The sequence below is a fragment of the Paenibacillus sambharensis genome, assembly GCF_003233845.1.
GTDB classification, from domain to species: Bacteria; Bacillota; Bacilli; order Paenibacillales; family Paenibacillaceae; genus Paenibacillus_I; species Paenibacillus_I sambharensis.
In genome coordinates this window covers 180,495-204,734 of record NZ_QKRB01000053.1, presented here as the reverse complement: position 1 = coordinate 204,734, position 24,240 = coordinate 180,495, and the positions used below count along the sequence as shown (strand labels likewise).

The window sequence follows — 24,240 nt, the reverse complement described above, 5'->3', positions numbered from 1 at the left end:
GAGGGCAATCAGTAGTGCAGCAATTTTCCAATGTATTAATTCATCTGCGCAAATGGTTTGAGCAGTTCAGATGGTTTCATCTTATCCGTCAGTATGATATGCATATTTTGTTCGGCAGTCTTGGACTCATTACGCTCCGGACGCTGCTTTATCGATTATTCTGGGACAGCTACGACGGCATCAACGCACTGAATACGCTGTTCTATGATATTCCGCTTGCCGCATTGTCGGATCAGACTTTCCTGCTCGGCATATGGATCACACTCGTATCCCGCAATATCAACTATGTGCCCTACGCCATGTGGATCTATGCGGTTGTCACGCTGTTCCCGTTCACGGATTTATCATTCGCGGGGCTGCTGAAGGCGGCTATCTATGCGTTCCTAGGGTACTGGCTGTTCCGTTATACAGCATCGGCGCATGCCAACGAGTCTGTCGCTTCATAATGTACATACGCGTAATAAGCACCGCAGAGGAGTTCACTCCATGCGGTGCTTTTTTTTACTCTTCCCGGTTGTCACGGACGGTATCGAATCTTCGGTCGAATTTCTCTTCACCCGGATCGGCCCCGGCTCCATTCAGCAGGTCTGTTCCATGAAAGTGATCATGGGGTGAAGCAGGGTCCACCGGGCTTCCGGCGGCTATCGTGTCCGCATCCGGGACGTCCGCAATACTTTCGCCTGACTCATCGCTTGCTGCTTCCCTCCGCACCTTCTCCTCGGGATAGCTGCTTAGCAGCTCCTCCTCTGCGTCTGGTACTGCCTGGCTTACGCGGTTATCTTCAAACAAGCCGAACCCCGGATCAATATCACGTTCGGTGGCGAGTGAATGTTTGATTTCGTTGTTATCCTTCATGACCGTTGCCTCCTTATTGAAAATCCGATATACCCCACATTACCCCAAGAGAGCGATGCCCGAATCTTCGTTAGTATGGGCGTTCCTTCCACCTGCTTATTCAGAACTCCCGGATTCCGGGCCTAATGGTTGAAAAAGTATAAAAAACCGTTAACAGATTGGAAAGACCGGGACCCCTCCAGTCCTTTATGCTGATATCAGCCGGTTAGCAGCCAGACTGCGGCAGCGGCAGCCAATGATGAAGAGAGGGGTTCGATTACATGATGAAGAGAACGCTTACAATGATCGTGCTGGTTGTAGTGATGGTTTGGACAGCCGCATGCGGAAACAGCGGCGGAGGTACAGAGAGCAGCGGTGGAGCAGGCGGCAGTGCAGAAGGCTCAGGCGGTAAAGTCGGGATTTCCATGCCGACCAAGTCCTCTGAACGCTGGGTCAGTGACGGGGCCAATATGCAGAAGGAATTTGAGTCGCTGGGCTATGAGGTTGATCTTCAGTATGCCGAGGACGTGGTGGAGAATCAGGTATCCCAGATTGAGAACATGATTACCAAGGGTGTTGATGTGCTTGTCGTCGCACCGATCGACGGCCAAGCGCTGACGGATGTGCTGGATAAAGCCGCGCTATCTGAAATTCCGGTCATTGCCTATGACCGGCTGATCAAGCAGAGCGAGCATGTCGACTACTACGCAACCTTCGATAACTATAAGGTGGGTGTGCTGCAGGCTTCCTATATGGAGGACAAGCTTGGACTGAAGGAAGGCAAGGGTCCGTTCAACATTGAGCTGTTTGCGGGTTCTCCGGACGATAACAATACGTATTTCTTCTATGATGGCGCAATGTCCGTCCTGCAGCCTTACATTGATAAAGGCCAGCTTGTTGTACAGAGCGGACAGACGGATGTGGAACAGGTAGCTACCCTCCGCTGGGATGGCGCAACCGCCCAAGCCCGTATGGACAACCTGATCAGTGCCTACTACTCCTCGGAAAAAGTTGATGCCGTACTGTCACCGTATGACGGAATCAGTATTGGTATTATCTCTTCCCTGAAGGGCGTCGGCTATGGTTCCGAGAGCAAGCCAATGCCGATTATTACCGGTCAGGACGCAGAGCTCGCTTCAATCAAATCCATTATGGCAGGCGAGCAGACGATGACAGTCTTTAAGGATACGCGGGAGCTGGCGAAGAAAGCCGTCGCAATGGCTGATAGCCTGCTGAAGGGCGAAGAAGCGGAAGTTAATGATACAGAAACCTATGACAACGGCGTAAAGGTCGTGCCAGCCTATCTGCTCGAACCGGTATCCGTAGATGAGGATAACTATAAAGAAGTGCTCGTCGAGGCGGGCTATTACAGTGAAGACCAGCTGAAGTAAGGAACAGGAAGCAGGCTTTGCTGGCAGGCAGGATACGCGGGCAGCTGCTTCGGCTGTCCGCAATCCGTATGCAGACGCTCAACAGTCCGGCAGGCCGTGTTCAGATATTTAGATCCCTTAGAGTGAGAAGCGGCCGCACGCAAGCGGCACAAGTTAAGGAAGGCGGGTGAATATTATGGCGGACATCTTACTCGAAATGCGCGGCATTACCAAGACCTTCCCGGGTGTTAAAGCGCTGAGCGATGTCAATCTTCAGGTGAAGGAAGGTGAAATCCACGCGCTGATGGGCGAGAACGGGGCCGGCAAGTCAACGCTGATGAAGGTGCTCAGCGGTGTCTATCCGCATGGCTCTTACAGCGGCGATATCTTATTCAAGGGAAAGGCTTGTGAGTTTCGGGATATTAAGGACAGCGAGGAGCTCGGCATTGTCATTATCCATCAGGAGCTGGCGCTTATCCCGCAGCTGTCCATAGCGGAAAATATTTTCCTCGGCAATGAGCGGGCAAGCCGGGGCGTGATCAACTGGAATGACACGATCGTCAAGACGCGGGAGCTTCTGCAAACCGTGGGGCTGCATGAGCAGCCGGACACGGTTGTGTCCACGATCGGTGTCGGCAAGCAGCAGCTGGTGGAGATCGCCAAGGCGCTGTCCAAGAAGGTGAAGCTGCTTATCCTCGATGAGCCGACCGCGGCACTCAATGAGGAGGACAGCGAGAATCTGCTCAATCTGATGCTGAGCTTCAAGCAGCAGGGGATTACCTGCATTCTCATCTCGCACAAGCTGAATGAAATTACGAAGGTGGCCGACTCCATTACCATCCTGCGGGACGGACAGACTATTGAGACGCTTGATATGAAGAAGGACAGCATTAATGAAGACCGGATTATTAAGGGCATGGTTGGACGGGATCTTACGCACCGCTACCCGGAGCGTGAGCCGAAGATCGGACCGGTGTTTTTCCAGGTAAAGGACTGGACCGTCCATCATCCGGCACAGCAGGAGCGCAAGGTCGTTGACGGTGTCAATCTGCAGATCCGGCGTGGTGAGATCGTTGGGATAGCGGGGCTGATGGGAGCGGGACGAACGGAGCTTGCGATGAGCATATTCGGCAGGGCATACGGCGGACGCATCAGCGGACAGCTGTTCAAGGACGGCAAGGAGGTCATCTTCCGCAATGTGTCACAGGCGATCGAAGACGGGATAGCTTATGTAACAGAGGACCGCAAGCATTATGGCCTGATTCTGATGGATGACATCAAGCGGAATACGACGCTGGCTAATCTGGGGAAGATCTCCAAGTCCCTGGTGGTGAACGATAACCAGGAAGTCGTGGAGGCGGAGAACTTCCGGCGCAAGCTGGCGATCAAGACGCCGAGCATTCTGCAGAAGACCGGCAACTTGAGCGGCGGAAATCAGCAGAAGGTCGTGCTGAGCAAATGGATTTTTACCGATCCCGACCTGCTGATTCTGGATGAGCCGACACGCGGAATTGACGTCGGAGCCAAATATGAGATCTATACAATCATCAATCAATTGGCCGACAGCGGCAAGGGAATCCTGATGATCTCCTCGGAGCTGCCCGAGCTGCTTGGGATGTGCGACCGGATTTATGTCATGAGCGAGGGGCGTTTTACCGGCGAGGTACTGCGTAAGGATGCCACTCAGGAAGTGTTAATGAAGTGGATGACTAAGGGCAAGGGGGCTGGTGTGAAATGAGAGCGGAATTATCCAAGGGACAGACCGGCTGGTCGCTGGGCCGGCTATTCAAAGGAAATATTAGGCAGTACGGCATGTTTATTGCTCTGCTGCTCATTATGCTGCTGTTTCAGATCCTGACGGACGGGATCCTGCTGAAGCCGATTAATATTACGAACCTGATTCTGCAGAACAGCTACATTCTTATTCTGGCAATCGGCATGCTGCTTGTCATTATTACCGGTCATATCGACTTGTCCGTCGGCTCGGTCGCGGCCTTCGTTGGTGCCATGTCTGCGATCATGATCGTGGAATGGCAGATGCATTTTGTACCGGCGATGCTGCTGTCCCTCTTGATGGGAGCTCTGATTGGAGCCTGGCAGGGCTTCTGGGTAGCCTACGTGCGCATCCCGTCGTTCATTGTCACGCTGGCCGGCATGCTCCTGTTCAGGGGGCTTACGCTGATCGTGCTTGAGGGACAGTCGATATCCGGTTACCCGCGCGCCTTTCAGAAGATGAGTGCGGGCTTCATACCGGATATTCCGGGAGACTATGGCTTTCATATGGTAACGCTGCTGGCAGGGGTGGCTGTCTCGCTGATCCTCATTTTCTTCGAGTGGAAGGGCAGGATGACGCAGCAGCGTTACGGCTTCGATGTACTCCCGCTGCCGCTGTTCATCGGCAAGCTAGCCATTCTGCTGGTCATTATTAATCTGTTTACGTATGTGCTGGCTTCGTATGCGGGCATTCCTAATATCCTTGTTATGCTGTTCCTGCTCATTGTGATCTACACATTCTTCATGCGCAAGACGATCATGGGACGTCATATATATGCCCTTGGCGGCAATGAGAAGGCGGCGGCATTGTCCGGGGTGAAGACCAAGAAGATGACGTTCTGGGTGTTCGTCAATATGGGCGTCCTGGCCGCGCTGGCTGGTCTGGTGTTCGCCGCAAGGCTTGGTGCTGCCACGCCGAAGGCGGGCGTCAACTTCGAGCTGGATGCCATTGCAGCCTGCTTCATTGGCGGCGCGTCAGCGACTGGCGGTGTGGGAACGGTAATCGGCGCTATTGTCGGGGGCCTCGTAATGGGAGTCATGAATAACGGGATGTCGCTGGTCGGTCTGGGCATTGACTGGCAGCAGGGCATTAAAGGTCTGGTGCTGCTGCTCGCTGTTGCCTTCGATCTCTACAACAAAAACAAGACAGCTTAAGGCATATGCCGGCTGGCAATGGAAATGATTGCGATTTACCAATGCTGCAGGCGCTGTATAATAGAAGCGGAACTGTCATTTCAAGTCGAGGGGCGTACGAGATGAAGAAAATGCTGCTGCTGTACACACTGCTCATTGCCGGCTTTATGATTTTCTTGTACTTCTTCTACTTCCGGAGCCTAACGGCTGATTCGGGTCTTCCTCCAGACGAGCGCCTGCAGGGCACCATGGAAGAAAAATATGTAATGGTTACCTTCCAGTCGGGCATTGACTACTGGAGGACCGGACTGAAGGGCTTCGAGGATGCTGCCCAGGTGCTCGGTGTTTCAGTCGAATACCGGGGTGCCACCCAGTATGATATCAACGAGCAGATTACGGTATTGGAGCAGGTCATCGCCCGCAAGCCTGCCGGCATTGCATTATCGGCGATGGACCCGGAGGCGCTGGTGCCGACGATTGATAAGGCGGTTGAGGCTGGAATCCCTGTTGTGCTGTTCGATTCGGGCGCTCCGTCCAGCAGAGCCTACTCATTCCTTGGGACAGACAACTACAATGCGGGTGAAGCGGCTGCGCACAAGATGGCGGAGCTGATTGGGCAGCGGGGGGCCGTGGCAGTTGTAACCAGGCCCGGCCAGTTGAATCATCAGGAACGGACAGCAGGCTTCCGCTCGGTCATTGACTCGGAATATCCGGAGATCGATATCGTGGCTGTAACAGACGGGGAAGGTGACCAGCTTGAATCGGAAGAGGTAGCCCGTTCGCTGCTTGCGGAATACCCGGAGCTGGTTGGAGTCTTCGCTACGGAAGCCAATGGCGGGGTTGGCGTCGGACGGGCCGTAAAGTCGGCAGGAATGCTGCCGCAGGTCAGGATTATCAGCTTCGATACGGATAAGGGCACCCTGGATATGGTGAAGGAAGGGACTATAGCGGCGACTCTCGCCCAGGGAACATGGAACATGGGGTATTGGGCGCTGATGCATCTGTTCCATCTTGAGCATGATATCGCACAGCCAGGGGCAGAGCGGAAGAGCAGCCGGGTTCCGCCGCTTCCTGTGTATGTGGACACTGGTATATCCATCGTGACACAGGGCAGTGTGGACGACTATTACGCCAAATGAATCATGCGCCAGCAGACCGGGAGGATGACATCGATGCGAAACAATCCGCTTGCGCTTAACAACTGGCCGATCAGGTACAAGCTCATCCTTCATTTTATTCTGATCAGCATACTGCCTGCAGCCACAATCGGGGGACTGATTGCCTGGGCGACTGATACCATTATCGGCAAGCAGGTCAACAGCCAGACCGCAAGATTGATCGGCAGTGTAAGCCAGTCCCTGGATTTCTACGCGCAGAATCTGCAGAATCATACGTATTTTATATCGTTCAATCCTTCTATTATCCGGTTTCTGGAAGAGGGTGAGGCAGCCCTGGAGCAGGGGAATGAGCGGTACGAGACCAAGAAGTTCCTGCAGGGCTTCACCACCCTCTACCCGGAGATTGCCGGCATTATGGTCGTCGGTGCTCATGGTGATTACATCAGCAATGAAATGTATGCCCGAACCAGCCGCAGCCTGACCGAGGAGCAGTGGTACAAGGAAGCGGTAGCAGCGAAGGGCATATTCAAGATGATTGGCCATCCGTCAGAGCGCAATGTCATCACCCATGTAAACTACAGGGACGATGAGGTTGTCTCTGTCGTTCGTGCCATTCTGGACCCTGAGCGTCAGGTGCCGCTTGGTGTCGTGCTGATTGATCTGAAGCTGCGCGTCATAGCGGAGACCGTGAAGGATGTGCGTCTTGGCAAATCCGGCTACCTCATGGTCGTCGATGACAAGGGGGACAGCATCTATGCGCCGCGCTATTCCGTTGCGGCATCACTGGATAAGGATCAGCTGAAGGATATGTCAGGAACGTTTGCCGAGAAGATCGGTGACCGTTCCTTTCAATTCATCTATGCCCGTTCGCCGTTTACAAACTGGGCAACAGTCGGGGTATTCGATGTGCGGGAATCGGCGGCCGAGGTCAGGCAGATCAACCTGTTCCTGCTGATCTTCGTCTTCGCGGCCTGTCTGCTCGGCATCACAGCTTCTTATTATTTGTCCTATTCCATATCCCGCCCTATCACACAGCTGGCCTCCACCATGCGCAAGGTGGAAGAAGGGAATCTGACGATCCGCTATCCGGGTACACGCCAGGACGAAGTGGGCATACTCGGACGCAGCTTTAACGGCATGCTTACGCAGATCAACCGGCTGCTGGAACAGGTCGGGGAGGAACAGCGTCAGAAGCGCGAAGCGGAGCTGCGAAGTCTGCAGGCCCATATCAAGCCGCATTTTCTGTACAATACGCTCGATACAATCCAGTGGCTGGCCCGCAAGGACGGGGCGGCTCAGGCTGCGGAGGTGGTGGAGTCGCTGTCCCGCCTGTTCCGCATAGGGCTCAGCAAAGGACGGGAGCTGATTCTGCTGCAGGACGAGCTTGCCCATATTCGCAGCTATCTGGAAATCCAGAAGACCCGGTATAAGGACAAGCTCAGCTACTCGATTGATTCAGAACCGCAGTCCAGTCACCTGCTGGTGACGAAGCTGACGCTGCAGCCGATTGTCGAGAATGCTATCTATCACGGCATTAAGGAGCGGAGGGGGCCGGGAATGGTTCGTATTCGCGCAGCTGTAAAGGGTAAGAGCCTGCTGCTTGTTGTGGAGGATGATGGAGCGGGCATGGATGCGGCAGCCCTGCAGTCCCTCCGTACTCAGCTGGATAGGGCAGGCAAGCTGGAGCGGCGGCAGAGCCATGGAGAACCGGCGCAGGAAGGAACTGGCGGATACGGGCTTGTAAACATTCAGGAACGAATCCGTCTCGCCTTCGGATGGGATTACGGTATAGAGGTGGAGAGCGAACCGGGCAAAGGGACGGCCGTATCGATCCGGCATCCGCTGCTGGAGGAAGGAAGGGGAGAAGACTAGTGGAACAGGAGCAGCTGTGGAAGGTGTTGATTGCCGATGACGAACCGATTATCAGGGAAGGCATTCGCGGCTCTGTACCCTGGGAGAAGCTTGGCCTGACCATTGCCGGGGAAGCGGAAGACGGGGAGGAAGCACTGGAGATAGCTCTTCGGGAAAAAGTGGACATTGCACTGGTTGATTTGAACATGCCGATCATGAGCGGCCTTGTCTTGATCGGCAAGCTGCGTGAGCAGCATCCCTCCTGCAAAATTATAATTATTACCGGACATGATGAATTCGGCTATGCCCAGGAAGCAATCCGGCTCGGTGTGGATGATTATCTGCTCAAGCCGGTAAATCCGGGCCAGCTGTTGGAGCTGCTTGAGAAGACTGCGGCCAGACTTAGGGCAGATAAGCAGCAGGAGGAACGGATGGCTCTCGCCTCCAGGCAGCTTGAGAAGAATATGGACATGCTGCGGGAGAGATTCTGCCTCGAATGGATAGCCGGCGAGCTGTCCGAGGAGGAGCTCCGGGAGCAGCTGGCCTTCCTGGATATGCCGGTCCGGCCGCCGGAAGCGGTAGGCGTGATCCGCTGGCCTGAAGGCTCCAAGGGCAAGCAGTTCCTGTCCGAGAAGGACCGTCAGCTGCTGCTCTTCGCGATTGAGAATATTGTGGAGGAGGTGCTGGCTTCCTGCCGGTTCATTCATTACCGCGATGACTTTGGCATGATCGTGCTGCTGTTCTGGCAGCAGCCGGACGAAGAGGCATGGGAGAGAATAGGAACTGCGGTATCTGACTGCCTGAATATTCAGGTTCAGGCCAGATTAGCCGCCAATACAGGGGGATTGACCGATGTGTACAAGTGCTATGCGGAAGCGAAGGCGGATGTGTTCAAGTCGGCCAAGCTGTCCCCGTTAATCCGGCGCGCCAAGGCGGCTATCGCTGAGCGCTATGCCGAGCCGGAGCTGAGTCTCGAGGCTGTTGCTGCCGAGCTGTGCGTATCTTCTGTTTATCTAAGCAGGCTGTTCAAGCAGGAGACCGGTGTTTCATACAGCACACTGCTCACTGAGATGCGAATCAAGGAAGCCATCAGGCTGCTGCATGACACCGATCTGTCCATGAATGAAATTGCCCAGCGGATCGGGTATGAGACCCAGCATTATTTCAGTACGGCATTCAAGAAAGCTACGGGTGTGCCGCCGGCTCATTACCGCAAGGTTCATACGTGAGCCGGCCCTTCCCTGCGAAGGACGAAACGGGCTAGTTGACACAGGAGCTTAAATGTAATATAACTCATATATGAGCATATGCTCATATATGAGTTATATTTTGTTATGAGGTGGTATGACTATGAAAGCTGAAGAGCATTCTTTCTTACGTCCTGAGGTTGTGCTGGATGTCTCACAGATCTTCAGGGCACTTGCCGATCCGACAAGAATACGGATTCTGTATATGCTGTCCCAGGAGGAGTGTTCGGTCAACCATATCGCTGAAGTGCTTGAGATATCGCAATCGGCAGTTTCGCATCAGCTGGCTACGCTTAGGGCGATGAGGCTTGTAAAGTACCGCCGTGAGGGCACGGCCATGCTGTACAGCTGTGATGACGCCCATGTCATTTCGCTGCTAAGGCAGGCCATCGACCACGCGGAGCATAGGTAGAGGAGGACGGGGCGATGGTTAAACACACACATGACGGTCATACTCATGGGCCTGAGGACAGCTGCTGCCAAAACCACAGCAACAGCGGCAGTCATAGCCGCGGAGAGCAAAACCGCCACACACACCATCATGGACATCAGCACGGACATCATGGATATCATGGACATCATGGACATCATGGACATCATGGACATCATGGACACCATCACCATGTTGACTTAGAAGGGAACAAGAAGGGGCTTATAATCGCTCTGGCGATTACGTTTGGCATCATGCTGCTGGAATTTTTCGGAGGTCTGATTACCGGGAGTCTAGCCCTTCTGTCGGATAGCGGGCATATGCTGAGTGACAGCAGCTCGCTTATCCTGAGTCTGGTTGCGGTGTGGTTCGCGGCCAGGCCGGCTTCTCCAAGGAAAACTTACGGCTACCACCGCTTTGAAATTGTGGCGGCGCTGTTTAACGGGTTATCGCTGTTTGTCATTGCGGGCTTCATCGTGTGGGAGGCTGTTGAGCGCTTCGCGAATCCGCCAGCTGTATCAAGCGGCTCGATGATGGTAATCGCGCTGATAGGTCTCCTGGCCAATCTGCTGAGCGCCTATTTTCTGATGAGCAAGGGTGATGTGAAAAACAACATTAATCTGCGAAGTGCCTACCTGCATATTCTGGGTGATGCGCTTGGTTCCATCGGGGCGATCGGCGCGGGTCTCGTGATGTGGCTGTTCGGCTGGTATATTGCGGATCCGATCATTAGTGTGGCAGTGTCCCTTCTGATTTTGCGAGGAGCCTGGGGTGTGTTCGTAAACGCCCTGCATATTCTGATGGAAGGTACTCCTGGGAACATCGACCAGCGGTCCGTAAGAGCGGCTCTCGAGCAGATCGACGGTGTTCTTAACGTACATGACCTCCACATCTGGACGATTACATCGGGGATGGACTCTCTGAGCTGTCATCTGCTCATTGATGATGCAGGGGACAGCCAGCACATTCTGCAGCAGGCAATCCGGCTGATCGATGAACGTTTCGGAATCCGTCACACAACGATTCAGGTTGAAAATTCCAATGTTGAGCACGAAGGGCTGCACCGGTAAATTGGGGGTTGGGCAAGCGGACTTTCAGGATCAAAGGGTCAAATAATAAGGGCGTAAAGGATAGTTCTGTGGTGCTATTAAAAACAGTCAGGTGCATCTACATTACCGGTGTCTTTCATCCGATATAGACATTGAGTGTTTTGAGCGTGTGCCTTTTATCACCTGTTGTTACATATTCAGCTTGTCCGCATCTTCTGAGAATACATTAATGGAGCTGATCCCCATGACCGATCTATTCCTCCCCTTAATCTTTTTGCTTGGCCCCTACCTGCTGCTCTTCTATATGTCCGCGGAAATTTACCTGCGGAATCCGAGCAGTATCAAGCATCGCTTGACTGCCCTGCTTGTTATCTCTATCAGCTTTTTATTCTTGGGTGAATTCTTGTTCAATGTGCTGCCATACGAAACGGCTCTGCTGGCGGCAAGATATATTAAGCTTCCGTCCGCTTTCACCACGATGACGATAGGCTTGTATTTTGTCCGCTTGTTCACCTACACCAAGATCAGCCGCCGTTATCAGGTGCTGGCTCTTACCCCGCTTGCTGGACTTATACCGCTGTACATTCCGATTCCGGGATTCGAGATTTCCCTTCAGAAGCAGTCCTACTGGTATATCGAAGTATACAGCCCTGCTATGATAGCTGTTCTTATGATAACTGGCTGCTATGCCGTACTGCTGTTCCTGGTTCAGGTCATCAAAGCGCTGCGCAGCAGCGGGCCCAGGCTGCGGGTTCTCAGAGAGAAAGACCGTTACCGGGTTATGCTGCGTGGCGCGGTGTTAACCTGTGCATGGTCGGTGCTCACCCTATTCGTATTCCGGCCTTATGCTGAGCATGTACCGATTCTGCCGCCAGGCGCTATGTCGGCTTATAGCGTGCTGTTCCTTATGTACGCAATCCGGCACGTCATGGTTAACTATGACTTCCTGTCCACAACCGGCAGACGATATGAGATGCTGTTTAAGCTCTCGCGCAACGGCATTGCGCTGGTGGATCAGGACGGATATATGGCTGAGACGAATCCCGCATTCATCCGCATGCTCGGCATTACCGACCAGAGGGATGCCAGCTGGAAGGGCCGCCGGATCTATTCGTTCATTACGATTGAGGACACCAGGCTGTACGATTGGGTAAATGAGAAGTTTACCAGCAAGGAGCCCTTTCACGCGGAAGTCCACGTCACGAATTTCCTGGGTGAAAGCTATATTATGGAGACAGATGTTGAATATATTGAAGTGGACGGGCAGATCTGGTCCTTCATGATGACCAAGGACATTACGCAGCAGAAGGACAGTGAATCGAAGCTGGAGTTCCTCGCCTATCACGATCCGCTTACCGGTCTTGGCAACAGACGGAAGTTTCAGGAGAAGCTCGGCGAGTATCTGGGGCAGATGAATCCCGAAACCGATAAGCTGGCCGTGCTGCTGATCGACTTGGATCAATTCAAGTGGATTAATGATACGCTCGGTCATTCCGCTGGGGATGAACTGCTGCGAATGGCCTCAGACCGGCTGCAATCCATTATTCCGGGCAAGGCATGTGTTTCCCGCATGGGCGGGGATGAGTTCATTGTCCTTCTGCCCTCTCTGTCGGATACGGATGAGGCACTGGACTGCGCGTACCGTATCATCCGTGCTCTTCGGGAGCCATTCCTGTTTCAGAACAGCCGCTTCCAGATATCAGCCAGCATCGGGATCTCAATAGCGCCGAGGGATGGTACCGAGGTGGAATTAATAGTAGGCAGCGCCGACTCTGCCATGTATGAGGCCAAGCGTGAGGGCCGCAATCAGTTTCATCTGTTCCGCCCTGCCCAGAAGGCTAATGCCGAGAAGGCCTTGAAGCTGGCGAGTTGTCTGCAGCGGGCGCTTGAGGAGGAGGAATTCTCGCTTCATTATCAGCCGCAGATTGACATCCGCACAGACCGGGTGATCGGGGTTGAGGCGCTGCTGCGCTGGCGGTCGGAGGAGATTGGCATGGTGTCACCGGGAGATTTCATACCGCTGGCCGAAGAGACCGGGGCTATCGTGCCAATCGGAGAATGGGTGATTCGGACCGCACTCAGTGAGGGAAGGCGATGGATCAGCCCGGACCGGGAGGATTTTGTTATATCCGTTAACTTGTCTGCCCGCCAGTTGAAGGATCCGGCCTTTGCAGCGAAGCTGAGAAGCATGCTGGTGCTGTATCAGTTCCCTCCGGCTAATCTGTGTCTTGAAATAACGGAGAGCACGATGATCGGGGATGTGGAGCAGACGCTCAAGGTATGTGAGGAGATCGTCGATATGGGCGTTGCTTTGGCAATTGATGATTTTGGGACGGGCTTTTCCTCGCTGGGCCTGCTGAGCCGGTTTCCATTCGGTACCATCAAGATCGACAAGTCGCTAATCCGCGATATTGAAACCAGCAGCAAGGATGCCGCGGTTATTGAGACCATTATCCGCCTTTCGCAGCATCTGGAGATGGACGTGCTGGCTGAAGGCGTGGAGACGGAAGCGCAGCTGGTTATATTGAAGCGGCTCGGCTGCCATGAGGTACAGGGATATCTGTGCGGGCGTCCGTCTGAGCCGGATGCCATTGACCGGCTGCTGAAGCTTGATTTTGCCCAGGGGTCAGATTCTGCAGGCTGATCTGGATTTTCATATCGGAAGCGATTATGATGGAAACAGACGAGCAAGTTTACAAGGAGGAAGAGCCGCTTGGAGCAGCCGCTGGTATCGGTCATTATTCCCACCTATAACCGCCCTGTACAGCTTGGGGAGCTGTTGGAATCGCTAACGAGACAAACCTACAAGAAGTTGGAAATTATTATTGCCAATGATGCCGGTGAGCCGGTGGATGAGGTAGTGGCCCTGTATCCCGAATTGCGGGTTAAAGTCATTCATCTGCCGGAAAACCGCAAGCATGTTCATGCACGTAATGCTGCTCTTGCTCAAGCGGCTGGAGAGTACATTCTGCTGTGCGACGATGATGATCTGCTGCTGCCGATTCATATCGAACGGATGCTGGCGGCCATTGCCGATTATGATCTGGTGTATTCGGATGTTGAGATCTTTGACTATGAGCTTGTGGATGGAATACGCAGGCCGCTGTCGCGGCGGGTGTTCGCCTACGAGCATGATCCCGCGGAAATGAGGAAGTTCTCAACCTTCGTGCCATCAGGCTGTCTGTACAGACGCAGCCTTCATGATACACTTGGCCCGTTCGACGAGGCGATGAATCATTACTGGGACTGGGACTTCTATTTGCGCGCGGTGGAGAAATTCCGGGTAGCCCGCGTGCCGAGCGCAGGCGTGCTGTATGCCTTTTCCCAGCAGGGGGGCAATATCTCCGGGGCACAGGGTGATTCGCATAGAAGACATCTGGATTTGCTCTCTCAGAAGCATGGGCTGGGAAGCCTGCCAACGAAGAACTTCTTCGTGCTGCTGGAGGAGCCTGATGTGAAGAAGCGGGAGGCTGCAACCGAGGTGCTGTGGGACGGCCAGCCAATTCCTTCCCGCGGGGCGCAGCCCCGGCCGTGAGTGGAGACAGCAAAAAGGCTTGACTGCAATGCTTAACGCGTTGTAGTCTGGAGATATAGTTAGTCGGCTAAACATATGGAGGAGGATTCCGATGGAATTTGATATTCGCCAATCGACAGGACATCTGATGGTTCATGTCATGAAGCTTCACCGGCATACCTTCCACAAGCTAACGGAGGAATACGATATCTTCCCGGGCCAGCCGCCGCTGCTGTTCCGCCTGCATGAGAAGGACGGGCAGAGCCAGAAGGAGCTGGCCGAGAGTATGCGGGTCAAGCCCGCCACCTTGACCGTGATGATCAACCGGATGGTTAAGAACGGCCATGTGGTCCGCAGGCCTGATCCGGTTGATCAGCGTGTCTCCCGCGTATTCCTCACGGACCGGGGACGCAGTGTCATGGATTCGGTCAGGGAAGCGCTAGCACTGCTGGAGGAGATATCCTTCCGCAGCTTTAGCGCGGAGGACAAGCAGCTGTTCCACCGGCAGCTGCAGCAGATGGCCAAGGACCTGTCAGGGTTTGACGCTGGCAGGCATCCGGAGGGCGGCAGTACAACAGAAATGGAGTGACGTAGAAGCATGGGACGATTGGCGGTTTATCTGAAGCCTTACCGGGCTGCGGTGCTGCTGGCCCCGCTGCTGATGATCCTGGAGGTATGCATGGATCTGCTGCAGCCAAGGCTGATGGCCTCGATTGTGAATAACGGCATTATGGAAGGCGACCTGTCAGCCATCTGGGCGACAGGTATGCTTATGATTGGCGCTGCCATCATCGGGCTGATCGGCGGCTTCGGCTGTACGGTCTATTCCTCAAAGGCGGCGCTTGGATTCGGAGCGGACCTGCGGCTCAGCCTGTTCCGCAAGGTACAGACCTATTCCTTCGACAATCTGGATCGCTTTTCGGCTGGTTCCCTGGTAACGAGGCTGACAGGTGATGTGGTACAGCTGCAAAATATGGTCCAGATGTCGCTGAGAATGTTTGTCCGCGACATCTCGCTTACGGTGGGCAGCATTGTGATGATGTTCATGCTGAATGCCCGGCTTGCTCTTATACTGGTTATCATTGTTCCGCTGCTGATCCTTATTCTGGTGGTGCTCGGACGGTTCGCGGCTCCCTTGTTCGGCAGGGTGCAGGAGCGGCTGGATAAGGTCAATACGGTACTGCAGGAGAATCTCTCTGGCATCCGCGTGGTGAAGGCATTCGTTAGGGAACGCTTCGAACGCAGCCGGTTCGGCCGGGCCAATACCGATTATCTGGAGATGGCCCTCAAGGCGGCACGGACCATTGCGCTTGGCATGCCGCTGATGATGCTGGTGCTCAACTTCGGTATCGTGGCTGTCATCTGGTTCGGCGGCATCAGCACGTGGGACAGCGATTTTCCAGTCGGCAATCTGGCGGCGTTCATCAGCTATATGACCCAGATGCTGTTCGCCATGATGGCGCTCGGCATGCAGCTGGTCATGTTCTCGCGGGCCAAGGCATCTGCTGACCGGGTGAACGAGGTGCTGGAGGAAGTGCCGGGTATTGCGGACCGGCAGTCTGCAAAGGATGAAATCCGGGAAGGGCACGGGCAAAAGCAAGAGTCTGGCTTGCAGGGCAGCATCACCTTCGATAACGTTACGTTCGCTTACGGGAAGGAAGAAGCGGCTCCTGTGCTTAAGGACATCACACTGCATATCCGGGCGGGAGAGACGGTCGGCATTCTGGGGGCTACCGGTTCAGGCAAGACATCTCTCGTCAGTCTGATTCCGCGATTGTATGATGTCACCGAAGGCGCTGTGCTGATCGACGGCGTCAACGTGAAGGATATGGATGCCCGTCAGCTGCGCAGCCGGATCGGAATGGTGCTGCAGCAGGCGGTCCTGTTCACAGGGACGATACGCGACAACATCCGGTTCGGGCGTCCGGAGGCGACGGAGGAAGAAGTCATGGAGGCTGCCCGGGCGGCTCAGGCTCATGACTTCATCATGAAGCTGCCAGCCGGGTATGATACCGAGCTTGGTCAGCGAGGCGTCAATCTCTCCGGCGGACAGAAGCAGCGCATCTCGATTGCCCGGGCGCTGATCCTGAAGCCGGATATTCTGATTCTCGACGACAGTACGAGCGCCGTCGACCTTACGACCGAGGCACGGATTCAGCAGGCTCTGGGCAGGATGATGGAAGGATGTACCCGTGTGGTTATCGCCCAGCGCATCTCGTCTGTGGAGGATGCGGACCGGATTATTGTGCTGGAGAACGGCGCTCTATCAGCCATTGGAACGCATGATGAACTGATGCGCACAAGCAGTGTTTATCAGGAAATTTACGCATCCCAGCAGCGGAAGGAGGCGGTGAGCCATGGCTGAGCCCCGGGGAAGCATGGATACTAAGGAAGACAAGCGGCCGCCGATGCCGACGTTCGGTGCCGGACGGGCACGCGGGCCGATGGTCAAGGTGAGGGCGCGCAACACCCGGGCTACGCTGGTCCGGCTGTGGAAGGTGCTGCGGCAGCAGCGGGGCGGGCTCTTGGCAGTTCTCCTGCTGGTAATCGGCGGAGCAGCCGCATCGCTGGCCGGACCATATCTGATTGGCCGGGCGATTGACGATTTCATTCTGCAGCACGACCGAAGCGGGCTGCTCCGCACCTGCCTGATTCTGCTGCTCGTGTATGTAATGGGCGCGATCGTGACCTGGCTGCAGGCTTACCTGATGGTCGGGATATCAGGACGCACAGTCTGGACGATGCGCCGTGATCTGTTCGGTCATCTCCAGAAGCTTCCGCTGCGGTTCTTCGACAAGAAGACGCATGGCGAGCTAATGAGCCGGACGACCAACGATATTGAGAATGTATCGAACACCTTGAACCAGAGCCTGGTGCAGCTCATTAACAGTGTCATGATGCTGATTGGCTCACTGACAATGATGCTCGTGCTGAATGTGTGGCTGACGATTATCGCGATGGTGACCATCCCGCTGGTCATGCTGACGGTGAAGCTTATCGCTGCCCGTACGCGTCAGCAGTTCGCGAATCAGCAGCAGCATCTTGGCGACCTGAACGGCTTGATCGAGGAGACGATTTCCGGCCAGAAGGTCGTGAAGATGTACAACCGGGAGGACAAGGTGGTCAGCCAGTTCGGCGCCATCAACGGCCAGCTTGCCGCTGCAGGCATCAGGGCTCAGATACTGTCCGGCGCACTCGGCCCGGTCAACAATATGATGAGCCATTTCAACTATATACTGCTGGCGGTCGCAGGAGGCTGGATGACGCTGAACGGCTATGCTTCCATCGGGATTATCGTCAGCTTCCTGACGTATTCGCGGCAGTTCAGCAATCCGGTCAACGAGCTGGCGAATCAGTACAATATGATCCAATCCGGTGTAGCCGGTGCGGAGCGCGTGTTCGAAATTATGGATGAATCTACGGAGTATGAAGATGACAGGCAGGGTGAGGAGCTCGGCGATGTTCAGGGCGAGGTGCGCTTCGAGCAGGTGACCTTCCGCTATGGCGATAACATTACGCTGAGGGATGTGTCCTTCACAGCGAAGCCGGGAGAAACCATCGCGCTGGTCGGACCGACAGGTGCCGGCAAAACGACTGTCATCAACCTGCTGACGCGATTTTACGAGATTGAGTCAGGTGCCATCCGGATCGACGGGCGCGATATTCGTGAGGTCAGCAAGGACAGCCTGCGCAGCCGGATCGGAATGGTGCTGCAGGACGCTTATCTGTTCGCTGGAACCGTAAAGGATAATATTCGTTATGGCCGGACGGATGCATCCGAGGAGGATATCCGCCGCGCTGCTCAGCTTGCTGGTGCCGAAGGCTTCATTCTGAAGCTGCCTGACAGCTACGACACCGTTCTGCATGCCGAGGGCGGCAACCTCAGCCAGGGGCAGCGGCAGCTGCTGACGATTGCGAGGGCCATTCTGGCAGACCCGGCGATCCTGATTTTCGACGAGGCGACGAGCAGTGTCGACACCCGGACGGAGATGCAGATACAGGATGCCATGAACAAGCTGATGCACGGGCGCACCAGCTTCGTCATAGCCCACCGGCTCAGCACAATCCGTAATGCGGATCAGATTCTGTTCGTGCTGGACGGCGAGATTGCCGAGCGCGGCACTCACGATGAACTGCTCGCCAGGGGCGGCAAGTATTACGGGCTGTATGCCAACCAGCTTACACAGCCTGAGACGGGTTAGCGGCGAAGGTATTCGCTACATGATGAGCATGCAAGTTGATTCAGGCGCAGGATTGGCGTAAAGGGTTACGCTGTCCTGCGCTTTTTTAATAGGGAGGTCTTATGCTTCCTGTCCATATTGAAGAACCTGAACAGAACTCATACTGCGGGTACGGGCATTTTGAACAGCATGGACAAACATGATCTTGTCCCCGTTTTTGCTATAATACTCCACACTCAAGTCAAAATCAGCATTTCCCTTGATTTGTTGTCCTTCATCATGGTTTAACGGACCTGCGATGAACATATGGGTCTCGAAGTACACTCCTCCATTTGCAAATTTGGCCACTGGCACAACTGCTGTTCCATAATGGCTGCGGGAACGTTCAGCCACTATGGAATTAAGCGGAGTTGCCTTCCATCTCCCAAAGCTTGCTTTCTCGGCCACCAGAATTCCGGTATTGTGCTGGTCAGCCAGTAAAAAAATGTGATATGTCTGGTCATCGGGCATGGCTAGGCTCTTCGTTGTGATCGTGTCTTCCTTATAAAATCCATATTTATGGATTATTGAGGATAGACTCCACCACTGTTGGTAAACAAGCAAGGTTCCCGTTAGCAGGAGTACCCCGGCTGTGACGATGATCAGAATTTTCTTCATAACATTCCTCCGCCCCTTTTATATGTAATGGCTTGTTTAATTATAAGACTCTTCTAACAGTTACAAGGTAACAAATAGTTTAGCACGGCTTTGTTCCCGGCAGGTGAACCTTCTGCACGCATGAATCGTCGAATACATGTCTCCAGCATTCTGCATTTGTTTACAACTTGGAAACAAGTTCGACATGATGAGGAGACATTGTGCAGGCATACTTGTTGGTATAAGATAGAATATCTATGCATATATAGGATCGCTAACAGACCGAATGGCCCGTTGCAGGAAGCGGAGGGACACCGTTTGACACAACCGAAGAAGCTGCTCGTCGCGGACGATGAGCCGAATATAGCGAATGCTGTCGCCTATGCCTTCCGCAGGGAAGGGTACCTGGTAGAGACGGCCGGTGATGGCGAGGAGGCAGTTGCCAAGGCGGGGATATTCCAGCCTGATCTGATGATCGTGGATGTCATGATGCCGAAGCTGACCGGCTATGATGTATGCCGCAGGCTGGAGGACCGCAGGGGAATGGGCATTATTCTGCTCACCGTCAAAAATGATATCGTTGACAAGGTGCTGGGCCTGGAGCTTGGCGCCGATGATTATATGACCAAGCCGTTCGATATCCGGGAGCTGATCGCCCGCTCCAAGGCGCTGCTGCGGCGAATCGAGAAGAATGGTAAAGCGGAACAGAAGGCAGATGAGATTGCGATTGGCAGCGTCAGGATCAGGCCGGCGCAGCGGCTGCTTGCAGTCGATGGAGAAGCAGTGGAGCTGACTCCCAAGGAATTTGATCTCGCCGCTCTGCTGATGACACATCCGGAGCGGGTGTATACGCGTGAGGAGCTGCTGGAGCTGGTATGGGGAATGGACTATGCCGGCGGAACAAGAACCGTGGATATTCATATTCAGCGGCTGCGCAAAAAGCTGGGCCCGGGCTCCCAGCATCTCCTGCAGACCGTATATGGCATCGGCTATAAGGCCTCAGGTGCATCTGTATGAAGATCAGCATCAAGCTGAAATTCAGCCTTGCCATCGCTGTCCTGCTGGCCCTGACCGTCGGACTGCTCAGCACGCTTGTGCTGCAGGGGATTGAGCGCAACCAGCGCGAGCAGATGGAAGCGGAGCTCGCGAAGCACAGCCAGGTGGCCGGGCAGTATGTGAGGCAGACTTATGTTACAGGCGAGAACCGGCCGGAGCCGCTGGCGTTCATGGCGAGCCGGGGCCAGCGTATGGCCCAGAATATCGCCATGCTCAGCGGGCTGCAGACCGTCCTTTATGATCAGCAGGGCAGGGAGGCTGGCAGTTCTTCGCTCGCAGCGGAGAAGATGGAGATTGCCGATACACTGGGTTACGCCCTGCAGGGGAAACTCGCCTATCAGACATCTCCCGGCGGGGATTCGCTGCTTTATTTTGCCCCGATTGAGGGAGAGTCAGGACTGCTAGGCGCTGTCCGCTTCCAATACCCGCTCCGGCAGGACCGCGAATTTCTCGCTCAGATCGAAAGGCAGTTCTGGACGGTGGGAATCACTGTGCTGTTGGGCGGTTTTCTGGCGGGCTACGGTTACTTCTACCGGTTCGCCGCGCTGATTGGCCGGCTTCGGAGTGCATCCAACCGGATACGGGCGGGGGAGTATTTGGAACAGCCGCCTGTGAAGAGGCGGGATGAGCTGGGTGAGCTTGGACGTGATATTTATTATATGAGCACAGCCATCGGAGACAATATCCGCAGCCTGGAGGCGGAGAAGCACAAGCTGGAGCTGGCGGTACAGAAGCTGCGTGAGCTGGAGCGCCAGCAAAAGCATTTTATCGGCAATATCAGCCATGAATTCAAGACGCCGCTAACCTCTATCCGGGCATATATTGATCTGCTTGGCATGTACCGGGATGATCCGAAGCTGCTGGAGGATGCCGTTGGAAGTATCGGCCGGGAAACGGCGAGGCTGCAGGATATGGTGGATAAGGTGCTGCGACTGTCCGCTCTTGAGAAGTACGATTTTGAGCAGCATGCGGAGCCGGTCGATATGCTGGAGCTGCTGTATGATGTCGTGAGCCGGATGAGCGGCAAGGCAGCGAGATTTGATATCCAGATAACGACTGACCTGAAGCCGGCCGTGGTGCTGGCAGACAGGGAGAGCCTTCTCCACATTATGATTAATCTGCTGGATAACGCGGTGAAATATAATAAGCCGGGGGGCAGCATCCAGCTGGCCGCGGCCCCGGAGGATTCCAGACTTCGGATCGATGTAACGGATACGGGTACCGGGATTGCAGCTGATGCACGGGATAAAATATTCGAGCCCTTCTTCACCGGAGGGAGCGACCGTTCACGTGAAACAGGCGGAACAGGGCTCGGCCTGCCGCTGGTGCGCGAGCTTGCTGAGAAGCAGGGGGGATCGGCGGAGCTTACTGCGACAAGTGCCGGCGGCTCAACCTTTACGGTATACTTGCCGCTGTATAAGGCCTGAAAAAGTTTACAACTTCGAAACAATCGGATATGCGGACGAAACATTGGGGCTGCATAATGGGTGCATAACTGATTGGAGGGAGCATACGTATGAACAACATGTGGGGCAAGACGATAAAATTTGCAGCTGTGGTGACGATCACCTCGGCACTGAGCGCTTGTGGAGGCGGTGCGGAGGAGAACAGGCAGACGGTTCAGAAGCCGGATAAGACGATAACCGTAATTGAATCGGGGGAAAAGGCGCAGGACCAGGTAACGGTTGATTCGATTCAGACGGTCGATAATGCGAGAGGAATGGATTTTCTCAGCGAGGATGTGCTCATTATCAGCCGGCCGAATCCGGACGCCGAGCCTGTTCACACTGAAGGTGAGCAGAGCCAGCCAAGCAACCTCTATACGTATAATATGAAGACGAAGGAAGCCAAGGCGCTGAACCCGGCTGATGAAAATCAGGGATTCGCGGTGCTGTCTCCTGACCGGCAGCATCTCTTCTATAAGACCTTTGTAGAAGCTACGAGCCACGGCCATATCCTTAACATGGAGACGGGTGAAAGTGTGAAGCTGGATACAGACCCGGTCAATGTATACGCGGGGGAGTGGATCGATAACAGGACGGTCATGTTTGAGACGATCAGCGGCCAAGTGATGACCGGGAGCGTGGACGGCAGTACCGAGAAGCTGCTGCCGGAGGAGACGAAGTCGCTCTTCACTGCGGTTAAGGGCACGGACGGCATCTATTATGTAGCCGATGAGCAGCTGTACATGCAGCCTGATGATGGAGGCGAGCCGAAGCTGCTTGCCGGTGAAAGGGTCGTCTGGGTAATACCTTCGCCGGATGGCAAGCAGCTGGCGGTGGTTAAACGCAGCTCGGACACCGAGATGACGATGTATGTGACAGACCTGCAGGGGAATGAATTAATGAAGCTGGGTTCTGCGACACAGCTGTTCGGCACGAGCTGGTCGCCCGACGGCACCAAGCTTGTCTATAATATGATTTCCGAGGACGGCGGGGAGAAGGGGATTTTTGCAGCGGATACCATTACAGGGACGACTACGCCGCTGACGGTTGATCTGCAGTATGCCGCCGACAAAATCCGCTGGAGTCCATCAGGAACGAAAATTGTCGCTTCTACGGCAGCAGGACACAATCATTTTGTGACGTATGTGATGACATTGAAATAACGGACCGGCACAGGCCGGAGACAGGATGTGAGCGTATGGAGAGCAGAGAGCGGATTGAACGGCTGCGTGAGGTGGAGAATGCCTGCTACCGGATGTGTTATCTTCTTATGGAGGATGAACAGCAGGCCCATGAGGCCGCCAAGCAGACGCTGATAAATTTGTATGCCTCCGGCGCTTTTTTGGCACCTGCAGCTCCGGCTGCAAGGCAGAAGCTGCTTAAGCAGGAGGCCATTCGGGTATGCTGCGCAATGCAGGCGGGGCGTTCCCGGATAGGCGCCTGAGCAAGCCCTCACAGCAACGATGAAGGGACGCCGCGAGGCGTTTTTTGTCGTCGAATGTTAGGATGGGAAAGATCGGCGTCATGAAGTATAATGGTTCCATTACGTGGAAGGAAGGGGTGTAATCGCGTGTCCAATAAACTGCGCTGGGGAATCATGGGGGCTGCGGGTATCGCCAAAGGCGCTGTTATTCCAGCGATCCAGCAATCGGAGACAGGCGTTGTGACAGCGCTTGCCAGCCGTGACCAGGATAAGGCGGAGGCTGCCGCCAAGGAGATGAATGTTCAGACGGCCTATGGCAGCTATGAAGCGCTGCTTGCTGACCCTGATATTGATGCGGTCTATATTCCGCTGCCTAACCATCTGCACAGGGAGTGGGCCATCCGGGCTGCGGAGGCGGGCAAGCATGTATTATGCGAGAAGCCGCTCGCGCTGAATGCGGGACAAGCCCAGGAGATGGTGGATGCCTGCGCACGAGCTGGCGTTCATCTGGCTGAAGCGTTCATGTACAGGCACCACCCGCTGTATGAGCTGGTAGCGGAGATTATCCGTTCGGGCGAGATCGGTGAGATTCGGGCCATTCACAGCGCCTTCACCTTTAACAACGCCGACGATAAGTCGAATGTGCGCTACCGCAAGGATTGGGGCGGCGGTTCCTTGTACGATGTCGGGTGCTATCCGCTAAGCGCAGCGCGGCTTCTGCTGGGAACCGAGCCTGAAGCGGTGACCGTTCAGACCTTCGTATCGGCAGAGCATGACAACGTCGACATGATGGCATCGGGCCTTGTCGAATTTGCGGGAGGCGTAGCGCTGACGTTCGACTGCGGCATGTGGGCCTCCTTCCGCAATGTGCTGGAGATTGTCGGTTCGGAAGGCAGGATTGAGCTGCCGCAGGCATTCGTCATTAACAGCGATAATCCGGTCTTTCATGTACATACCGCAGACCAAACGCGGGAGATTAAGGCACCGCAGGTCAATGCGTATACGATGCAGGCGGATGACTTTGCGGCAGTGGTAAGGGGCGAACAGCCGCCGCGCTTCGCTGCTCAGGACGCCGTTGCCAATATGCGCCTGATTGATGCCTGTCTGCTGTCGGCTGAGCAGCGGAGCCGGATAACGCTGTAACCGGCTGAAGCTCCAATACCGATGAGACCACCGGAT

Annotated in this window: 21 protein-coding genes; 19 read left to right on the top strand and 2 right to left on the bottom strand. The window is 54.8% G+C overall.

Annotated elements, in window-relative coordinates; genetic code table 11:
• The first annotated feature begins 14 nt into the window (after positions 1-14).
• Entirely contained in the window at positions 15-446 is a 432-nt protein-coding gene (locus DNH61_RS18625) for a hypothetical protein (RefSeq protein WP_111148185.1), read from the top strand.
• Positions 447-501: 55 nt separating this feature from the next.
• On the opposite strand, the gene DNH61_RS18620 is transcribed toward DNH61_RS18625, so the two are convergent.
• A complete protein-coding gene (locus tag DNH61_RS18620; RefSeq protein WP_111148184.1) occupies positions 502-855 on the bottom strand; it encodes a hypothetical protein in 354 nt (117 codons plus the stop codon).
• Between the two features lie 263 nt (positions 856-1,118).
• Between DNH61_RS18620 and chvE the strand changes: the two genes are divergently transcribed.
• From chvE to DNH61_RS18555, 13 genes are all read left to right on the top strand, one after another.
• Positions 1,119-2,225: a multiple monosaccharide ABC transporter substrate-binding protein gene (chvE, locus tag DNH61_RS18615; protein WP_111148350.1), complete on the top strand. Its 1,107-nt coding sequence runs from the start codon at positions 1,119-1,121 to the stop codon at positions 2,223-2,225.
• Positions 2,226-2,400: 175 nt separating this feature from the next.
• Positions 2,401-3,942 carry a multiple monosaccharide ABC transporter ATP-binding protein gene (gene mmsA / locus DNH61_RS18610; RefSeq protein ID WP_111148183.1) on the top strand — a complete coding sequence of 514 codons (1,542 nt, stop codon included), beginning with the start codon at positions 2,401-2,403 and terminating at the stop codon, positions 3,940-3,942.
• Entirely contained in the window at positions 3,939-5,132 is a 1,194-nt protein-coding gene (gene mmsB, locus DNH61_RS18605) for a multiple monosaccharide ABC transporter permease (RefSeq protein WP_111148182.1), read from the top strand. Before mmsA ends, mmsB begins: the two co-directional genes overlap by 4 nt.
• A gap of 101 nt (positions 5,133-5,233) precedes the next feature.
• Positions 5,234-6,250, top strand: a complete 1,017-nt coding sequence (locus DNH61_RS18600) for a substrate-binding domain-containing protein (protein ID WP_111148181.1) — start codon at positions 5,234-5,236, stop codon at positions 6,248-6,250.
• A gap of 33 nt (positions 6,251-6,283) precedes the next feature.
• Complete coding sequence (locus DNH61_RS18595; RefSeq protein WP_111148180.1) at positions 6,284-8,101, top strand: cache domain-containing sensor histidine kinase; 1,818 nt, start codon at positions 6,284-6,286, stop codon at positions 8,099-8,101.
• Positions 8,101-9,309, top strand: a complete 1,209-nt coding sequence (locus tag DNH61_RS18590; protein WP_245948246.1) for a response regulator transcription factor — start codon at positions 8,101-8,103, stop codon at positions 9,307-9,309. The genes DNH61_RS18595 and DNH61_RS18590 overlap by 1 nt, the downstream gene beginning before the upstream one ends.
• 121 nt (positions 9,310-9,430) lie before the next feature.
• Positions 9,431-9,739, top strand: coding sequence for an ArsR/SmtB family transcription factor (locus tag DNH61_RS18585; protein ID WP_111148178.1), 309 nt, complete (start codon positions 9,431-9,433; stop codon positions 9,737-9,739).
• A 14-nt stretch (positions 9,740-9,753) separates the two neighbouring features.
• Positions 9,754-10,827, top strand: coding sequence for a cation diffusion facilitator family transporter (locus DNH61_RS18580; RefSeq protein ID WP_111148177.1), 1,074 nt, complete (start codon positions 9,754-9,756; stop codon positions 10,825-10,827).
• Positions 10,828-11,050: 223 nt separating this feature from the next.
• Positions 11,051-13,450, top strand: coding sequence for a putative bifunctional diguanylate cyclase/phosphodiesterase (locus DNH61_RS18575; protein WP_181438775.1), 2,400 nt, complete (start codon positions 11,051-11,053; stop codon positions 13,448-13,450).
• Between the two features lie 69 nt (positions 13,451-13,519).
• Positions 13,520-14,341 carry a glycosyltransferase family 2 protein gene (locus DNH61_RS18570; protein WP_111148175.1) on the top strand — a complete coding sequence of 274 codons (822 nt, stop codon included), beginning with the start codon at positions 13,520-13,522 and terminating at the stop codon, positions 14,339-14,341.
• 91 nt (positions 14,342-14,432) lie between these two features.
• The gene (locus DNH61_RS18565) at positions 14,433-14,909 is read left to right on the top strand and encodes a MarR family winged helix-turn-helix transcriptional regulator (protein ID WP_111148174.1); all 477 of its coding nucleotides are present in this window, start codon (positions 14,433-14,435) and stop codon (positions 14,907-14,909) included.
• Positions 14,910-14,918: 9 nt separating this feature from the next.
• Positions 14,919-16,685, top strand: a complete 1,767-nt coding sequence (locus tag DNH61_RS18560) for an ABC transporter ATP-binding protein (RefSeq protein ID WP_111148173.1) — start codon at positions 14,919-14,921, stop codon at positions 16,683-16,685.
• Entirely contained in the window at positions 16,678-18,522 is a 1,845-nt protein-coding gene (locus DNH61_RS18555; protein WP_111148172.1) for an ABC transporter ATP-binding protein, read from the top strand. The genes DNH61_RS18560 and DNH61_RS18555 overlap by 8 nt, the downstream gene beginning before the upstream one ends.
• Before the next feature lie 99 nt (positions 18,523-18,621).
• Here the strand turns inward: DNH61_RS18555 and DNH61_RS18550 are convergent, their stop codons facing one another.
• A complete protein-coding gene (locus DNH61_RS18550) occupies positions 18,622-19,158 on the bottom strand; it encodes a hypothetical protein (protein WP_111148171.1) in 537 nt (178 codons plus the stop codon).
• 297 nt (positions 19,159-19,455) lie between these two features.
• On the opposite strand from DNH61_RS18550, the gene DNH61_RS18545 reads away from it, so the two are divergent.
• The 5 genes from DNH61_RS18545 to DNH61_RS18525 all read left to right on the top strand — a co-directional run bounded on the left by DNH61_RS18545 (position 19,456) and on the right by DNH61_RS18525 (position 24,204).
• Positions 19,456-20,154 (top strand): response regulator transcription factor, encoded by a 699-nt coding sequence (locus DNH61_RS18545; protein WP_245948245.1) that lies wholly within the window; start codon positions 19,456-19,458, stop codon positions 20,152-20,154.
• Complete coding sequence (locus tag DNH61_RS18540; RefSeq protein WP_111148169.1) at positions 20,151-21,620, top strand: sensor histidine kinase; 1,470 nt, start codon at positions 20,151-20,153, stop codon at positions 21,618-21,620. The genes DNH61_RS18545 and DNH61_RS18540 overlap by 4 nt, the downstream gene beginning before the upstream one ends.
• A gap of 89 nt (positions 21,621-21,709) precedes the next feature.
• On the top strand, positions 21,710-22,801 hold the full coding sequence (locus tag DNH61_RS18535) for a TolB family protein (RefSeq protein WP_111148168.1): 1,092 nt from the start codon (positions 21,710-21,712) through the stop codon (positions 22,799-22,801).
• Between the two features lie 35 nt (positions 22,802-22,836).
• Positions 22,837-23,082, top strand: a complete 246-nt coding sequence (locus DNH61_RS18530) for a hypothetical protein (protein WP_111148167.1) — start codon at positions 22,837-22,839, stop codon at positions 23,080-23,082.
• 126 nt (positions 23,083-23,208) lie between these two features.
• Positions 23,209-24,204 carry a Gfo/Idh/MocA family protein gene (locus DNH61_RS18525; protein WP_245948244.1) on the top strand — a complete coding sequence of 332 codons (996 nt, stop codon included), beginning with the start codon at positions 23,209-23,211 and terminating at the stop codon, positions 24,202-24,204.
• Positions 24,205-24,240: the final 36 nt, after the last annotated feature.

What these genes read in the sequence shown, in the direction of transcription:
- mmsB (WP_111148182.1), top strand. Translation starts at nt 3,939, where the DNA reads ATGAGAGCGGAATTATCCAAGGGACAGACCGGCTGGTCGCTGGGCCGG.
- DNH61_RS18550 (WP_111148171.1), bottom strand. Translation starts at nt 19,158, where the DNA reads ATGAAGAAAATTCTGATCATCGTCACAGCCGGGGTACTCCTGCTAACG.
- DNH61_RS18595 (WP_111148180.1), top strand. Translation starts at nt 6,284, where the DNA reads ATGCGAAACAATCCGCTTGCGCTTAACAACTGGCCGATCAGGTACAAG.
- DNH61_RS18530 (WP_111148167.1), top strand. Translation starts at nt 22,837, where the DNA reads ATGGAGAGCAGAGAGCGGATTGAACGGCTGCGTGAGGTGGAGAATGCC.
- chvE (WP_111148350.1), top strand. Translation starts at nt 1,119, where the DNA reads ATGAAGAGAACGCTTACAATGATCGTGCTGGTTGTAGTGATGGTTTGG.
- DNH61_RS18575 (WP_181438775.1), top strand. Translation starts at nt 11,051, where the DNA reads ATGACCGATCTATTCCTCCCCTTAATCTTTTTGCTTGGCCCCTACCTG.
- DNH61_RS18565 (WP_111148174.1), top strand. Translation starts at nt 14,433, where the DNA reads ATGGAATTTGATATTCGCCAATCGACAGGACATCTGATGGTTCATGTC.
- DNH61_RS18560 (WP_111148173.1), top strand. Translation starts at nt 14,919, where the DNA reads ATGGGACGATTGGCGGTTTATCTGAAGCCTTACCGGGCTGCGGTGCTG.
- DNH61_RS18600 (WP_111148181.1), top strand. Translation starts at nt 5,234, where the DNA reads ATGAAGAAAATGCTGCTGCTGTACACACTGCTCATTGCCGGCTTTATG.
- DNH61_RS18555 (WP_111148172.1), top strand. Translation starts at nt 16,678, where the DNA reads ATGGCTGAGCCCCGGGGAAGCATGGATACTAAGGAAGACAAGCGGCCG.
- mmsA (WP_111148183.1), top strand. Translation starts at nt 2,401, where the DNA reads ATGGCGGACATCTTACTCGAAATGCGCGGCATTACCAAGACCTTCCCG.
- DNH61_RS18585 (WP_111148178.1), top strand. Translation starts at nt 9,431, where the DNA reads ATGAAAGCTGAAGAGCATTCTTTCTTACGTCCTGAGGTTGTGCTGGAT.
- DNH61_RS18535 (WP_111148168.1), top strand. Translation starts at nt 21,710, where the DNA reads ATGAACAACATGTGGGGCAAGACGATAAAATTTGCAGCTGTGGTGACG.
- DNH61_RS18540 (WP_111148169.1), top strand. Translation starts at nt 20,151, where the DNA reads ATGAAGATCAGCATCAAGCTGAAATTCAGCCTTGCCATCGCTGTCCTG.
- DNH61_RS18620 (WP_111148184.1), bottom strand. Translation starts at nt 855, where the DNA reads ATGAAGGATAACAACGAAATCAAACATTCACTCGCCACCGAACGTGAT.
- DNH61_RS18580 (WP_111148177.1), top strand. Translation starts at nt 9,754, where the DNA reads ATGGTTAAACACACACATGACGGTCATACTCATGGGCCTGAGGACAGC.